Raw genomic sequence first — 16,804 nt, 5'->3', positions numbered from 1 at the left:
TTATGCAGAAACCGTCTCCATACGAGAGGTAATTTCAGCAAAATAAACATCTTCTAAATTCGCGTAACTTGCTTCGAATGAAGCATCTGGCTGATTGTCACTTAATACATGAATAATTGTATTACCCGCTTTAAGGTGCGTAGAGATGACTTGCATATTATCCTTGTAGTTTTCTAATTCTACTTTAGGTATTGCCTTTTTCCAGATACGTCCTTTAACGCCTTCTGTTAATTGATTAGGATTCCCTTTAGCGACTACCTCACCAAGGCAAATAATAGCCATATTATTACATAAATTGGATATATCTTCCACAATGTGAGTGGACAAAATTACGATGGTATTTTCACCAATCTCACTTAAAAGATTATGAAACCTTACACGCTCTGCTGGATCTAATCCTGCAGTTGGTTCGTCAACAATAATTAATTTAGGATCACCAATTAAAGCCTGTGCGATACCAAAACGCTGTTTCATACCTCCAGAATACGTCCCAAGGCTTTTATTCTTTACATGCCATAGGTTAGTTTTTGTCAATAAAGATTCAACAAGGTCTTTACGCTCTCCTTTGTTAGAAACACCTTTTAAGGATGCGATATGATGAAGCATATTATAAGCACTGATCTTTGGGTAAACTCCAAACTCTTGTGGTAAATAACCGAGAATTTCCCTCACTTTCGATTTTTCATTTAAAACGTCGATATCATCTAGCGTTACTGAACCAGAATCTGCTTGTTGTAAGGTTGCTAAAGTCCTCATTAAGGATGATTTTCCTGCACCATTTGGTCCAAGAAGCCCAAACATACCTTGGGGAATGTCTAGGGTTACATTTTTTAAAGCTTGTACACCGTTAGAATAGGTTTTGCTTAAATTCTCGATTTTTAATTCCATGATTTAGTTTTAATTTTTTTTGTTGGTATTTAAAGGTAGTGAAAATTGAAAAGTTCTGATAGTTAATTAATTATAGCCAAAATATCAATAACATAGTTTAAGCTAAGCATTAAGAACGTGCAATTAAAAACATACCTCTATTAGATAAGACGACTGTATTAATCAAATGGTTGCATGGTCTTTGAAAAATTTTCAAAATCTATGTTGTTTAAATTATTTCAAAATGCTTATTACAGTTTGATTTAGCGCGAATTCCATGCTGTAATCATCCCTTTTTCTTTCTCCACCATTTGTTTTAGATTACTATTGAATTTATCTCTTCTCTCATTTGAAACAGCTTCAGAATCCCACCATTTCAAAATGGACTTTAAGGTATCATTTAAAGGTCTGAAAGTAAGACCATTCTTTTTGGATTTGGCATTGGTGACTCTGGCAGACCCATAATGCTTGTCTAAAGGAATAATCCACGGAATAGAAAAATAGAATTCATTGTCTTTTAGAAAATCATAATCATCTATATAAACGAAATGATGTTCCTTATCGAAGGATTTTGATGCTTCATTAATAAACTGTTGCATCGTCTGTGGGTTTGCAGGTCCTACACCATTATAAATGCCTGCAGTTTTTGTTTCAGCTAATCGTATAAACCATTCTGCAATATCCCTTACATCAACATACTGTATAGAGTCGTCTTTTTTACCAGGAACCATAATTTCGCCTCCTTCTGCTAGCCTAACTGGCCAGTGCATAAAGCGATCCATTCGATCACCAGGACCTAACATATAAGTAGGTCTAATAATGGTTGTTCTATCTTCACCAAATGCCTTTATGGCTTCAAGTTCAGAATTGGCTTTCATAATGCCATAATCTTGCTCATACTTTTCATCTTCTGTTAGACCTTCTGGCATTTCTAATACAAGTTTGGTGTCGGTAGAAAGATTACCTGTTAAGTAGGGATAATAAACACCTGTTGATGAGGTGTACATGTAAAGCCCTACATTGTCTTTCAATAAAATAGCAGTGGCTTTCGTCCATTCGACCTTACGGCCAGAATTATCTATAACGACATCCCATTTTCGGTTTTCTAAGGCCTTTAAGTTATTTTCTCGATCACCAATTAACTGTTCAACATCTTTAAATAATTCTGCATGTATTTTTGGTATGGTTTTACCACGCGTAAATGTTGATATAGAATGACCGCGTGAAAGGGCATATGCGATTTGATGTGGTCCTAAAAAACTAGTGCCTCCAAGGATTAGGATTTTTAGCTTTTTAGATGTGCTGTTTAAGTCTTTTTTTTCAGATTTACAGGAGAGAATACTTGTGCCTAAAATAGGTAATGCAAGACTAGCCATTGCACTAGTCTTAATAAACGACCTTCTCGATTTAAAATGTGACATGATTAATTAGCTTTGTCACTAAAGTTAACAAAAAAACCACTTTACATTTGTAAAGTGGTTTTAGTTATAAAGTAATCAACTAATCAGTGTGTCAACTATTTGATCATATCATAGCTTCGCTTAATGAAGTTTGTAAGTTCTTCACCTTTAAGCAGGCCTTGAGATAACCTCGCCAAATCTAAACTCTGATTTATTAAGCGTTCTTGCTTTTTGCGTGTTTTGGTATTTAATATTTCACCAACGAGTTCGTGGTTTGTATTTACAACCAAATTGTACATTTCTGGCATGTTACCCATACCAAACATACCGCCTCCACCAGTTTGTTGCATTTCCTTCATACGACGCATAAACTCTGGTTGTGTAATAATAAATGGAGATGCATTACTATCCATAGCTTCTAGCTGTACCATAAACTTCTCTGATGGTACTACTTCTTTTAATAGTTCATCGAGTTTAGTTTTTTCGTCTTCACTCAGCTTAGATATGGTTGTGTCATCTTTTTTAATGAGGTTGTCTATATGATCTGCATCAACACGTGCAAAAGAAATGTTCTCTTTAGACGTTTCTAACTTCTGCATTAAATGACTAACAATAGGTGAGTCTAAAAGTAAAACCTCATAGTCTTTTTCTTTAGCTGCTTGTATATAGGCATGTTGCTCATCTTTATTCGAAGCATAAAGAATCACCATCTTATCATCTTTGTCTGTTTGCTTCGCTTTTATCGCATTCGTCAATTCTTCAAATGTGTAGAATTTTCCATCAACCGTTGGGTAAAGAGCAAATGCATCTGCTTTTTCAAAGAATTTTTCTTCTGAAAGCATTCCATATTCAATAACGATCTTAATGTCATCCCATTTTGCTTCAAAGTCTTCTCTATTGTTATTAAATAAAGATTTTAACTTATCAGCTACTTTTCTAGTGATGTAAGAAGATATTTTCTTCACATTTCCGTCTGCTTGTAAATAGCTTCTTGAAACATTTAATGGAATATCTGGCGAATCAATAATACCTCTCAACATGGTTAAGAATTCGGGCACAATACCTTCAACATTGTCTGTAACAAACACTTGGTTTTGGTAGAGTTGAATTCTATCCTTTTGAATGTTGAGGTCATTAGTCATTTTAGGGAAATATAGAATTCCAGTAAGGTTAAATGGATAATCTACATTCAAATGAATATTGAATAATGGCTCCTCAAACTGCATTGGGTACAACTCTCTGTAGAAGTTTTTGTAATCATCTTCTTCTAAATCTGTTGGTTGTTTAGTCCATGCAGGATTTGGATTGTTAATGATATCGTCTACTTCTTGTGTAGGAGCAGGATCATCTTCTTTAGCATCTTCTGGTTTTGGTAAAGTTTCAGTTTTAGTTCCAAACTTAATAGGGATTGGCATAAACTTGTTGTACTTCACTAAAAGCTCTCTAATTCTAGAATCTTCAAGGAACTCTTTTTCGTCTTCAGAAATGTGTAAGATTATTTCTGTACCACGATCAGCCTTGTCAGAGGTTTCTAGAGTAAATTCTGGTGAACCGTCACATATCCAATGTGCAGCAGGAGTATCTGTGTGCGATTTTGTAATGATTTCAACTTTATCAGCAACCATAAAGGCTGAATAAAACCCTAATCCAAAATGTCCAATAATACCAGAGTCTTTTGCAGAATCTTTATACTTATCTAAAAATTCTTCCGCTCCAGAGAATGCAATTTGATTGATATATTTTTCAACCTCATCAGCTGTCATTCCAATACCTTGGTCTATAATGTGGAGTTTCTTCCCTTCCTTATCAATCTTAATTTCAATCTTTGGATTCCCATATTCAGATTTGGACTCGCCAATACTAGTAAGGTGCTTTAACTTTAACGTCGCATCCGTAGCATTACTAATAAGTTCACGTAAAAATATTTCGTGATCACTGTACAAGAATTTTTTAATTAATGGAAAGATATTCTCTACCGATACATTAATATTTCCTTTTGCCATGATATATATATTTTTTGTTTTAAATTTTTATATCTAGCACTAGTCAAATAAAATACCAAGGACTAATTTGTGACAAGATGGCAGAATGCCTAGAATATGCTTAACTTATTGGGAGGACCAGTTTATGAAATTTTGTATCTTAATATCATATAACCAAACCAATTTTTTATGAAAAAAAAAGTTTTAATCATTTTGACTATAGCCCTTTGCTTTGGGTTTACAAAAGAAGAAGGACCAGATTACAGACAGGAAGGATTCATTGGTGAAGTAAAAATGTTTGCTGGAAATTTTGCACCTAGAGGATGGGCATTATGCGAGGGGCAACTACTAGCAATTAGTACCAACCAAGCCTTATTTAGTATTTTAGGAACTACTTATGGTGGTGACGGTCGTACGACCTTTGCTCTACCAGATTTAAGAGGTAGAGTGCCTATTGGTCCAGGCACAGGACCAGGGTTATCAACTTATCGATTAGGCCAAAAAGGAGGTGCTGAAACTAATACGATGCTAGTTAATAATATTCCAGCCATGAGTTATGGAGTTCCTGCTTATGAAGCCAGTGAGCTTAATGGTGGTACTATGGAAAAAGGTAATAAAGCTGTTTTAACAACAGGTAGCGAACCTAATACAACATTTAAAACTACCATAAATGGAAGAGGGCAATATTCAAATATTATGCAACCTTATACAGGAATGAATTATATCATATGTCTCACAGGAACATATCCCTCGAGAAGTTAAAGCTCGACTATAGAAATTAAAAAAAGCTGATTTAAATAATCAGCTTTTTTAGATTTAAAATGGTACTATTTTATTAACCTTTTATTTTTGTGTTTTCATTTTCAATTTGTGCCTCATCTTTCTTTTTGTTTTTTACATGCTTGTCGAGCCATTGGTCTTGCTCCCAAAGCATGTGCATAATAGATTCTTTGGCGCGATATCCATGACTTTCTTTTGGTAGCATCACTAATCTAACAGGTGCTCCCAATCCTTTTAAGGCATTAAAGTAGCGCTCACTTTGTAATGGGTAAGTACCGGAATTATTATCCGCAACACCATGAATAAGTAATAAAGGCGTCTTCATTTTGTCAGCATGCATAAATGGTGACATATTATAATAAATTTCTGGTGCTTCCCAGTAGCTACGCTCTTCACTTTGGAATCCAAAAGGTGTTAAGGTTCTGTTGTAAGCACCACTTCTGGCAATTCCTGCAGCGAATAAATCGGAATGAGATAATAAGTTTGCTGTCATAAAAGCACCATAACTATGTCCGCCTACAGCAACCTTTTCTCTATCTATATAACCTAAATTATCCACGGCATCTATAGCAGCTTTACCGTTGGCTACAAGTTGTGTTCTAAAAGAGTCATTTGGCTCTTCTTCACCTTCCCCAACAATTGGAAAGGCTGCGTCATCTAGCACCACGTAACCTTTGGTAACCCAGTAAATTGGTGAGCCCCAATATGGATATACAAATTCATTAGGGTTTGCAGTACTCTGTGAAGCACTAGACTTATCTTTGTATTCACGTGGATATGCCCAAAGAATCATTGGATACTTTTCACCTTCCTTATAATCTAAAGGAAGATAAAGTGTACCTTCTAAATCTAAACCATCATCGCGTTTGTAACTTATAACACTTTTATCAACTTCTTCTAGACTTTTGAATGGATTTTCAAATTCGGTAATTGCCGTTAAGCTATTCTTTTTAATATTTCTAATGTAATAGTTAGGATACTCCTTCTTAGATTCGATACGTACTAAAATTTCACCTTTTTTCATATCGATGGCCGAATTCAAATTCTCTAATTTATCGGTATACTTAGACTGATAAAGTCGTTTTGTTTTGCCCGATTTAATGTTATACTCATCAATAAATGGAAATTGCCCTTCCTTAGAGTAACCATCGCCCATTAGGTAGACTTTACCACTATTCATGGTGAGTGTATATCTACCAAATTCATTCTTAGATGTTACAAAATTACCTGGATCGCTATACACATCTTGGTAGTTTCGATCTGAAATGACTTTGGCATTTCCATTAGAAGGATTGAAGTGATACGTTTTTAAATTTCTGGTATTCCACCAATAATCGTATGCAATTGCGTTATTGTCATCGCCCCATTGTATTCCAGAAAAACGCTGCTTAGTTTTCAAAATTTCCTTAGGTTGTCCGTTAAATGGAGCATTCAATTCGTAGACAACATCTCTATATTCTACCTTAACCTCAGGGTCTCCTTTATCTAAGGCCTCTGCCCACACTAGGGTCGCGGCCTTGTCACCACGCCATTGCATGTTACGTTTACCCATTCTTGTTGACATAAACCCTTTAGGACGGACCTCATCTAGTGGTACATCATTTACAGTTTTAATCTTTTTACCATTAGCTTCATACATAATACTTTCACTAGGAAATCTACCATAGGTAACTATATAAGAAAAAGGACGTTTTATCTTAGTCACCATTATATAATTTCCATCAGGTGAAAAGCTAATGCCACGGTACATATCTGCGCCTAAAAAATCTTCAACGTTTCCGTTAATAGAGACTTTTTTTATTTCAGAGCGTGCTAATTGCTCAAAATTGAACTCATCGTTTGGTGTTTTTAATAAATCTTGATAGGTTCTATTCTGCGCTTTTGCTCCATCACTCACAGATACGGTAGGACCTGTAGGTACAGCTGTTGCAGTATTTATTAATTCTTTTCTGTCGTTAGGTAACATCTTAACCAAGAGGTTTTGGTTGTCATTAAACCAATTTAAAGTACTACCCATATTAGCATTTACGTTAGCCTCTGTGATTTTGGTAACTTTTGCTTCATTAATATGTAAGACCCAAACCTCAACTCCAGTTGCTGTAGTATTTAAACATGCAATCATACTTTCATCTGGTGACCATCTGAAACCAGATAATCTGGCATTATCAGGTAAACCAGTAACCTGTTTAGCATCTTTATCTTCAATCTTTTTGACTTTAATATTGGTAATGTAATTTGTTCTACTTCCAATATTTGTTACTGGGTTGATACGAAGTCCTGCAAGTCTTAATTCACTTTCTGATAATTCCTGAATGGATTTGTATTGATTTCTGTAAAGTAAGACCATATGCTGTCCTTTACTGTCGATTTGAACACCTGGTGCAAGTTCGACATCAGCGAGTTCTAAAATTTCATCTGAAGGTTTTTGGTAACTTAAGCTTTGTTGTGCATAACAATTTATTACAAAAAGAAATGCAAATAATTTGATTAATGATTTCATATATAAATGATTAATGATTAGTGCCTTGAAATTAATTAAAAATAGACTGAACCTATGGTAGGAGCTTGTTAAATAATTGCAAATTTTTATTCTCTCAATTTATTATGCACGCATAACGAATGGGTTTAAGTTTCAAGGCAAATGGGTTAATTTTGTAATTCTAACTTTATAAGGTAACTAATGTACAATTCAAGAATTACAGGATTAGGAAAATATGTTCCTGAGAACGTTGTAACTAACAACGATCTTAAGGTGTGGATGGATACGAGTGATGAGTGGATACAAGAACGAACAGGGATTAAAGAACGACGTTGGATAGATCCTAAAACCAGTGATGATACCACTTCATTAATGGGTGCAAAAGCAGCTAAAATTGCTATTGAAAGGGCTGGATTGACTAAAGATGATATTGACTTTATTGTTTTTGCCACCTTAAGTCCTGATATGTATTTTCCAGGTGGAGGAGTGCGTGTTCAGGAAATTCTTGAAATGGATACAATAGGTGCGCTAGATGTAAGAAATCAATGTTCTGGATTTATCTATGGACTCTCTGTTGCAGATCAGTTTGTAAAAACAGGTATGTATAAAAATGTATTAGTTATTGGGAGTGAAAATCATTCAGGTGGATTGGAGCGATCTACTCGAGGAAGAGGTGTAACGGTAATTTTTGGTGATGGTGCAGGTGCAGCTGTAGTGAGTAGAGAAGAGGATAACAGCAAAGGTATACTATCTACACATTTACATTCTGAGGGTAAACATGCTAAAGAGTTGGCTTTAGAAGGTCCTAGTACAGGTCGCTGGGTAGATACTATTATGGAAGAAAATGACCCAGATGATACGTCGTATTATCCATATATGAATGGACAGTTTGTTTTTAAGCATGCGGTTGTGCGATTTAGTGAAGCAATAATTGAAGGATTGACAACTAATAATTTGAAGAAGGAAGATATTGATATGCTTATTCCTCATCAGGCCAATTTGAGAATATCCCAATTTATTCAAAAGAAGTTTGGCTTAGGTAATGACCAAGTTTATAATAACATAATGCGCTATGGAAATACAACAGCAGCTTCAATACCAATTGCATTAACAGAAGCATGGGAAGAAGGTAAAATTAAAGAAGGCGATAATGTGGTCTTAGCAGCCTTTGGAAGTGGATTTACTTGGGGAAGTGCCATTATAAAATGGTAATTGTACCAATATGAATAAAAAAAGCCCGAACAATTTGTTCGGGCTTTTTCAGCTATTAACCAACTTTAACTAACACTACTATTATAAAACTTAATTTATAAAGTCTATTACTTAAAACTTATCTCCACTTAATAGACGTAGAGACTTCTGTTTTATTTCAAACTTTAACATATTTATGTATTATTTAACAAAAACCCGAAACCAAGTGGTTTCGGGTTTTATTATTTAATAGCAGTACACTAACACTAACCATCAACTATTTTTATGTAAACTATTAAATAAATATGTTCATATGTCTTGTATTTTAAAGACTATAATTTCCAGTGGATGTTACACCTTATTATAGAAATCCACCACCTGATTTTTCGTCGTTATCACGTCGCTTTCTTGATTTTGCTCTGTATTTTCCACCACCAAAACGGTAAGCTAAACTTGCGAAGATGGTCTTGAATTCAGGAATAAAATGTGCTTCTTGTCTAAACGGACGCTCACTGAGAATATTTACTTCTTGTGTGTCGAAAACATTATTAAAATTCAAACTAAATGTTGCTCTGTTTTCTTCAAGGAAACTGTAACGTAATCCTAGGTTAACAAAATACATTGGGTCCATTTCAAAATTTAAGCCTGTGTCACGTCCTCTATACATTGCAAAAGCAGAAAGAGATAATTTCTTAGTCACCTTAAAGTTGTTAAAAACTCTAAAGTTGATAATAAGGTTATCAACCTCAGTATTGGTTAAAATAATATCATCCTCAGTTGGGTTCACTATTGTAGGGTCTAAAGATTCTGCAAACCCACGTTGCGTTCTACCATACATATCGAAGCTAGCATTTAAGCTCCACCATTTTGTTGGTCTATAGTTACTAGATACTTCTACACCATAAGCAGATGTATTATCAAAATTGTCTATTCTTAAAATTACTCGACCAGAACCTAAGGCAGAACGGTCAACAAATACACCTTGATTAATTTCATCCTCAATTAATCGGTAAAACACTCCAGCAGTAATACTACCCTTTTCAAGATTTCTTGTATAGTTGGCCTCTAGAGAATTGGTGAACTGTGGCTCCAATTCCTGGTTACCGAACTGCGATATTAATGGCGTATTAAATTCTGGTATAGGATTTACTTGGCCTACTCCAGGTCTGTCAACACGTCTACTAAAGCTAAACTGATATGAGTTTTTCTCAGACGGATTGTAAGTAACAAAAGCTGATGGATATACTTGCGTATAATCATTCTCAAAAGGTAATTCTGTTACACTATTATTTGTAAGATCGGTATCTAATGCTAAGGTAGTTACGTTTACAGTCTCTGCTCTTAAGCCTAATTGATATGACCACTTTTCTAATTGCTTGCTGTAACTAACATAGGCCGAATAGATATTTCTCTCATAATCAAACGAGGTTGACGTAGGAATGTATTCTCCTAATTCGTTCTGAACTCTTGCATTAGAATTATAATCTAAATCGGTGCTAAACAATCTGGCCTGTAATCCTGCTTCTAATTTTGACTTATCTGATAGAGGATTTACATAGTCTAAATTTAGCGTAGTTCTGTCGCGTTCTGTATCTGTGAATTCGTCAAAATTTGGTCTTGCACCCATGCCAGAAAAGCGGTTGTAGGTAACAACATCATTATCAAAAATGTTGAAATCAGCTTCTAACTCAATATTATGGCCTTCTTTATCAAAGTCTAACTTATAATTGACATTATACTGTTGACTCATATTTTCATTTGTATTATCAATTATCTGATTTTGATTTAAAGACGGATCATTTTCGAAAAATAAACCTGTTTGGCCAAAAGCACCACCATCAAAAAAATTTTGATTCGTAAATACTGAAAAAGTGTTTTTATCATTGATGTAATAGTCTACTCCCAGTTTGAAGAGATTAGAATTCTGGCTATCTAATAAATCGATATCCTGAAATAAGCCTGTCTCAACCTGAGTAAGCTCAATAAAGGCTTGATTATCCGAGAAGTTGTTACCATAGCTCCCGTAAAAGTTTAATTTGTTATTTCTATAATTCATATCTATAGAGCTATTAAACTTTGGTTCTAGTTGATATCCCAGTCCGAAATTTACGTTACCATTGAAACCAATGTTTACGTTTTTGTGGAGAATGATATTAATAATACCACTCATACCATCAGGATTATATTTGGCAGAAGGATTAGTAATTAATTCGATCTGTTTTATAGAGTTAGACGGTATTTGTCTCAATAATTGTGCTGCAGGAATATTTGATAATTTTCCATCGACCATGACTTGCACATTTTGATTTCCTCTTAGTGCAATTGCACCAGTTTGAGGGTCTACATTTACTGTAGGAATGTTATTCATAATATCCGAAGCTGTTGGTCCAGATGTTGTAAGGTCCTTACCAACATTTATAACACGACGGTCGATTTTTTGTTGAATGGTAGAGGTTTCTGCTACTACGGTAACTTCATCCAGATTCTCAGCGTCCTCTTCGAGAAGGATGTCACCAACGTTTATCTTATAACTATTCTTACCTATAGTGATTTCTTTTTCAATGGTTTTAAAACCAATGAATGTAATTTCAACTTTAACGAGACCAGCAGGAATCTTAGAGATATTAAAAGTACCGTCTGAATTAGTGATACCTCCAGTAATGATTTTCTCGTTAGAATCTTTGATAATAACGTTAACGTAAGGCAATGGTTCATTGAGGCCTGCGTCTATTACACGACCTGAAATTGAACCGGTTTTAATGTCTGAATTGGACTTAGGTTGGGCGCTTAAAATGGCTGATGAGACCATTAAAAGCATTAAGAAGAAATGCTTCATTTTTTGATTGTTTTTTGATTGATTTGATAGTTTCTTAGTGTTAAGACGACTATTTTTGCATCGTGTTACCACAATTAACACTCCTTAACATCTTTTTAACAAATGAGCGAAACAACTTTAGTCCTTGGAGCATCCTTAAAACCTGAGCGTTATTCGAATATTGCAATTGGTAAATTAGTAGATAATAGTCTGAATGTCAAGGCATTTGGTTTAAAATCAGGTATAGTTAAAGGTGTTGATATCGATACAGAACTAAAGCCTTACAAAAATATTGATACGGTAACCCTATACGTTAATCCGCAACGACAAAAAGATTATTATTCCTATATATTGAACTTAAATCCTAAGCGTGTGATTTTTAATCCTGGGACTGAGAACCCAGAATTTTATGACCTTTTAATTGAGAATAATATACACGCTGAAGTGGCATGTACATTGGTTTTATTGGCGACTAATCAATATTTGAATTATTCGGAGAACGAATAAACTTTCATTTCGGCATTATTAGCCATGACAAGGAGTAAGTTCTTGTCTTTCATTTTAATAACTTCAATTTGCTTTATCTGATCATTAAATCGATCAATGCCATAATCTGTTACAGATTTAAAACTAGAGGATGAATCCATAATTATACCTTTCAATGAATTATAGGAACCATGATAAGTGTTTAATTTATAGGAATTACCTCCAATAATTATTTTAGAATCATCTTTTATATCAATAGAGGTGAAGCTGTTAATTGGTGCCAATTGTAAAGCATCGTCGAATTCAACAAAAGTATTGAATACGCCATTGTCATTTCTCAAATATCCTGAAGCTAAAGTATGAGCTAAAGACTTTTCTGCTTTATCTAAAGTGCCTTGTTTCATGACATCGACAATGGTTTTTCCAGCAATACTTTTATGATCCACATAAATTTTACTAACCACATTCATTTGACCGGCCAATTCATCTTTAGAATTAACCATGTAATATTTACCATTCCTGTTATATGCAATAAGTGTCTCTTTGACGCCATTTTTATCGAAATCGGAATAATACATGTTTAATGGGCCGTCGAAATACAAATTAAATTTTGTGTTTAAGCCCCAATTACCTAGTAGTATATCTAAGTCACCATCATTATCAATATCAAAGGTATTTATGGATTGCCATAGGCCATTAATATTGTCGGGTATATTCATTAAACTGAGTTTGCCGTCTGTATTTAGATAAATTTTTGGAGCATCCCATTCACAAGAAACAAGCAAATCTTTAAGACCATTACCGTCGATATCTACCCATTTCGCTGAGGTCACTTTACTAATATCTAATTCCGTACCTACCGAAAATTTACCTGTTCCGTCATTGGTTAGTATATAAGACGTTACGCGCTGGCCATAATCTCCAGCAATTGAGTGATTACCAACAAAAAGATCTATATCACCATCATCATCATAGTCATAGGGTTCTACTGATGTTGTCACATTAGTGTTTTCTGGTATCCATTGATTTGCGATGGTATAATTTCCATTATCGTTAATGTATAATCGATCTTTCATTACACTTTTAACCTTGAGAGGTGTAATACCAGAAGCCACATATAGATCTAAATCTCCATCATTATCAGCATCAAAAAAACTAGCGTCATTATCTTCATATACAACATCACCATCAAATACTTTTTGACTTAATAACTCAAGATCAGTTCCTGAATTAAGGTATAATTGGCTTGCTTTTCCAGAAGCACTACCGATGTAAAGATCTTCAAAGCCATTACCGTCAACATCTCCTTTTGCAATAGTAGGTCCAAAGGTTGAGACTTTATATGGAATAAGTTTTTCCTCCAAAAAGTCAATGTAATTATCCTCTTCGTGTTTATAGGAAATACTGCCATCAGTTTTAAAAAAGGTAGGTTTAGTTACTTTTTTGTAGGTGAAAGCTTTATCTGTTGCCTTATACTTTATTGATATTTCCGAATTAATTTCTGGTGCAATAATTTTTTGATAAGTGTTGTTAGGCCAAATTATTTGTAGAGAATCAATAGTTTCACTGGTGTTTAAGCCAAAATGAAGTTTACTGTCAAGCGAGGAAAGAAAGCCACGCGATTTAAACAATTGTTTCATTTGGGATTTTCCTCCAGCATATACTGTCGCTTTTGTCCCAATACCTTCTTGATTTCCTGCTTTATATTCTAATTCAATATTTAAAAATGCATTGTTCTTATCCGTAGTGTTTTTGTAAACACTTGCAACAGCATTAAAATTATTGGTAACAATATCTAAATCACCATCTTTATCTAAATCAACATAAACTGCTCCATTAGAAAGGCTCGGCTTGTTTTCTATCCAATCTCCTGTTTTAATTTTGAATTCCTTTGAATCTCCTTCAAAAATTTCATTGGTTACATCTCCGGCTGTCATTTCACCTATAGAATTAAATAACCATTCTAATCCTTCGCTCTCCGACCTTCCTTTGAAAGCATTTGATACGTATTTTTTAAAATCTAATCCGTTAGGGCGTCTTAAAATTCCATTTGAAATAAATAAATCTTGGTGTCCGTCATTATTAAAATCTGCGAAAAGAGGTGCCCAACTCCAATCTGTGTCAGCAATTTTATTAATCAGTGCGGTTTCATGGAAATACTCTCCATTGTTATTAATTTGAAGCATATTCCTAGAATATTGATCTTTATACCCTAAGTTTTTCAGTTGTTTTTGCATGTTAAACATGGCATCATCTCCTTCGGTTTCTTTGAGGATGCGCTCATCTTTAGGCAACATGTCTAATGTCATAATATCTTGATAGCCGTCACCATTAATATCAGAAGCATCGCTACCCATAGAAAAACGACTAACTGTAGAAAACGATTCATCTAAACGTTCAGAAAAAGTACCATCTTGGTTATTTATATAGTAGTAATCATCTTCATGAAAGTCGTTGCAGACATAAATATCATCCCAACCATCATTGTTGAAATCTGCAATACTAGCACTTAATCCATATCCATTAACACCACCATAAATATTTGCAGATTCACTGACGTCGGTGAAAGATCCATTATCATTATTTAATAAAACATCTCCAACAAGGGGAACACGTTTATTTCTTAAGTCAGCTTTTCCGTGCGAAAGTGTTGTATGTACAGCATGGTTTACGATATAAACATCTAAGTCGTCGTCTTTATCATAATCAAAGAAATAGGCTTGTGTGGAATATCCTTCAAAATCAAGTCCATAGGCTTTTGCATTTTCAGAAAATGTACCATCACCATTATTTATAAAAAGCTCATTATGACCTGTAAAATCTAATAGACCAGAAACTGCACAAACATAAATATCTAGTAAACCGTCATTATTTATGTCTATCATTGTGGCTCCTGTTTGCCAGCTTGCCTTACCCTGTACATTTGCGCTTTCAGTAATGTCTTTAAATTGAAAATTCCCCTGATTGAGATACAACTTGTTTTCACCCATATTCGATACAAAAAACAAGTCCGGTAAACCATCTCCATTAACATCACCTGTAGCAACACCGCCACCATTATAGTAATAGATGTAATTGATGATACTGTGCTGTGGATCCTCGGTTACTAAGTTCTTAAAATCGATTCCTGTAACATCTTCAGAAACAGATTTTAATAAGAATGAGGTTTCATTCGTACTTTTTTGTGGGTCTTCAGAACAGGAGATCAGTGTTAAAAAAACTAATACTATTGCAGAAATTTTTTTCATAGACTATTAGCAAAAGCAGTTGAACAAATATACTAATATTTTAAGCTAAATATTTCTGCAATACCTATAGCCAATTATGTTTTTGAAATTTTGGTTCTAATTAAGAGAAGGCCAATAAATGTGATTAAACCATTGATTGGTAAAAGTTCATAACCTAAGGTGTAACCACCTAATTTTTCAGGAGGAATAGAACCGATAATAGCGATTAAGATTGCAGAGACAATTGCAACAATCCAAACATATTTATCTTTAATGGAATACTTAGTGAAAATGCCAAAAGCAAATAAACCGAGTAATGGGCCATAGGTATATCCTGCTACGGTCAAAAGACTATCAATAACATTACTGGTCAATACATATTTAAATATGATTATAACAAATACTAACAGTATACTCATGGCAATATGAACTCTTTTTCTTAAACGCTTTTGGAGGGCTTTTGGTTTATCATTAATGTTCATAAAATCCACACAAAATGATGTAGTGAGAGAGGTAAGAGCGCTATCGGCACTACTATATGCTGCAGCAATTAAACCCAGCATAAAGGTTATGGCCAGTGTAATACCTAGACCGCTGTTAAGTGCTATTTCAGGAAACAATAAATCTGTTCTTGGCTTACCATCCATTAAAGGAACCTCGATATTATTTTTCTTGGCGTAGATATAAAGTAACGCTCCTAAAAGCATGAATAAAAATGTGGCAATTACAAGAACAATACTAAATGAAACCATATTTTTTTGTGAATCCCTTAAAGACTTGCATGTAAGATTTTTTTGCATCATGTCTTGGTCTAAGCCGGTCATACAAATAGTAATAAACATGCCACCGATAAAAGATTTTACAAAATGGCTACGCTCCAGAAAACTCTCTGTTACAAATATTTGGTCATAATTTTTAAGTTCTTCAGAAGAAAGAAACTCGCTAAAAGACCACCCTAAATTATCATTGATAAAATAAATTGAAAGCCCTACAGCTAGTAACATAAATAAGGTCTGTAAGGTATCTGTCCATATTATTGTTTTAATACCACCTTTATTGGTGTAAACCCAAATCAGTAAAATCGAAATTATTACAGTTATTTCGAAAGGAACGTTCCATGCATCAAAAACAAATTGTTGTAATACAATTGCTACTAAAAATAGTCTAAACGCAGCGCCAATTACTCTAGATATAAAAAAGAAAAATGCACCGGTTTTATGACTAACAACTCCAAATCTAGTCAGTAAATACTCGTATATAGAGGTTACATTATGCTTATAATAAAGGGGTAAAAGCACAAAAGCGACAACGAAGTAACCGAACATGTAGCCTAGTACCACTTGGAAGTAACTAAATTGAGACCCATCGATCCATCCTGGTACTGAAATAAAAGTAACACCAGATAGGGAGGCACCAATCATTCCAAATGCAACAATATACCAAGGTGATTGCTTGTTTGCACGAAAGAAAACATCGTTACTATCCTCTTTACCAGTTAGATAAGATATTAAGATGAGAATACTGAAATAACTCAAAATTAAAATCAGTATGGAGATTGGTGACATAAAATTTGTATT

The 16,804-nt window shown here is 34.2% G+C and carries 10 protein-coding genes; 3 read left to right on the top strand and 7 right to left on the bottom strand.

All coding sequences use genetic code 11. The features are described from left to right. The 3 genes from ACRHOC_RS09560 to htpG form a co-directional block, all read right to left on the bottom strand. Positions 1–888, bottom strand: a complete 888-nt coding sequence (locus ACRHOC_RS09560) for an ABC transporter ATP-binding protein (RefSeq protein WP_431158406.1) — start codon at positions 886–888, stop codon at positions 1–3. Positions 889–1,130: 242 nt separating this feature from the next. Continuing rightward, complete coding sequence (locus tag ACRHOC_RS09555) at positions 1,131–2,288, bottom strand: NAD-dependent epimerase/dehydratase family protein (RefSeq protein WP_431158405.1); 1,158 nt, start codon at positions 2,286–2,288, stop codon at positions 1,131–1,133. A gap of 95 nt (positions 2,289–2,383) precedes the next feature. Beyond that, on the bottom strand, positions 2,384–4,270 hold the full coding sequence (htpG, locus tag ACRHOC_RS09550; protein ID WP_431158404.1) for a molecular chaperone HtpG: 1,887 nt from the start codon (positions 4,268–4,270) through the stop codon (positions 2,384–2,386). A 273-nt stretch (positions 4,271–4,543) separates the two neighbouring features. Here htpG and ACRHOC_RS09545 point away from each other — a divergent pair, with 273 nt between their 5' ends. After that, a complete protein-coding gene (locus tag ACRHOC_RS09545) occupies positions 4,544–5,011 on the top strand; it encodes a phage tail protein (RefSeq protein WP_431158438.1) in 468 nt (155 codons plus the stop codon). A 73-nt stretch (positions 5,012–5,084) separates the two neighbouring features. Here ACRHOC_RS09545 and ACRHOC_RS09540 read toward each other — a convergent pair whose 3' ends face one another. Beyond that, positions 5,085–7,529 carry an alpha/beta hydrolase family protein gene (locus ACRHOC_RS09540; RefSeq protein ID WP_431158403.1) on the bottom strand — a complete coding sequence of 815 codons (2,445 nt, stop codon included), beginning with the start codon at positions 7,527–7,529 and terminating at the stop codon, positions 5,085–5,087. Between the two features lie 180 nt (positions 7,530–7,709). Here ACRHOC_RS09540 and ACRHOC_RS09535 point away from each other — a divergent pair, with 180 nt between their 5' ends. Beyond that, complete coding sequence (locus ACRHOC_RS09535; protein WP_431158402.1) at positions 7,710–8,720, top strand: 3-oxoacyl-ACP synthase III family protein; 1,011 nt, start codon at positions 7,710–7,712, stop codon at positions 8,718–8,720. A 340-nt stretch (positions 8,721–9,060) separates the two neighbouring features. On the opposite strand, the gene ACRHOC_RS09530 is transcribed toward ACRHOC_RS09535, so the two are convergent. Beyond that, the gene (locus ACRHOC_RS09530) at positions 9,061–11,535 is read right to left on the bottom strand and encodes a TonB-dependent receptor domain-containing protein (protein ID WP_431158401.1); all 2,475 of its coding nucleotides are present in this window, start codon (positions 11,533–11,535) and stop codon (positions 9,061–9,063) included. A 102-nt stretch (positions 11,536–11,637) separates the two neighbouring features. On the opposite strand from ACRHOC_RS09530, the gene ACRHOC_RS09525 reads away from it, so the two are divergent. Continuing rightward, a complete protein-coding gene (locus tag ACRHOC_RS09525; RefSeq protein WP_431158400.1) occupies positions 11,638–12,021 on the top strand; it encodes a CoA-binding protein in 384 nt (127 codons plus the stop codon). Here the strand turns inward: ACRHOC_RS09525 and ACRHOC_RS09520 are convergent. Then, on the bottom strand, positions 12,003–15,248 hold the full coding sequence (locus ACRHOC_RS09520) for a VCBS repeat-containing protein (RefSeq protein ID WP_431158399.1): 3,246 nt from the start codon (positions 15,246–15,248) through the stop codon (positions 12,003–12,005). The two genes, ACRHOC_RS09525 and ACRHOC_RS09520, sit on opposite strands and share 19 nt — an antisense overlap. Positions 15,249–15,322: 74 nt before the next feature. Further along, a complete protein-coding gene (locus ACRHOC_RS09515) occupies positions 15,323–16,792 on the bottom strand; it encodes a sodium:solute symporter (protein ID WP_431158398.1) in 1,470 nt (489 codons plus the stop codon). Positions 16,793–16,804 lie beyond the last annotated feature (12 nt).

Source organism: Winogradskyella poriferorum, from assembly GCF_050618035.1.
In the GTDB taxonomy this organism is placed as follows: Bacteria; Bacteroidota; Bacteroidia; order Flavobacteriales; family Flavobacteriaceae; genus Winogradskyella; species Winogradskyella poriferorum_A.
The sequence above is the reverse complement of the archived record's forward strand: the minus strand, read 5'-3'. Positions and strand labels throughout refer to the sequence as shown.